The sequence below is a fragment of the Pseudomonas songnenensis genome (genome assembly GCF_003696315.1).
Classification (GTDB): domain Bacteria; phylum Pseudomonadota; class Gammaproteobacteria; order Pseudomonadales; family Pseudomonadaceae; genus Stutzerimonas; species Stutzerimonas songnenensis.
In genome coordinates, this window is the sequence record NZ_RFFN01000025.1 from 1 (window position 1) to 203 (window position 203).

Genomic DNA, 203 nt, shown 5'->3' on the forward strand with positions numbered 1-203 from the left:
GCCGGCGCCCTCGGCTGGGTTGCCATGGTGTCCATCGGTGCGCTGTATCACCTGATTCCGAAGGTCTTCGGCCGCGCTCAGATGCACAGCGTCGGACTGATCAACACCCACTTCTGGCTGGCCACCATCGGCACCGTGCTCTACATCGCCTCGATGTGGGTCAACGGTATCGCCCAGGGCCTGATGTGGCGCGCGATCAACGA

General features: G+C 63.5%; 1 protein-coding gene. It reads left to right on the top strand.

Features of this window, described 5'->3' with window-relative positions; genetic code table 11:
- The coding region (locus EA798_RS20500; protein WP_208643733.1) for a cbb3-type cytochrome c oxidase subunit I at positions 1 to 203 on the top strand (203 nt) is incomplete at both ends.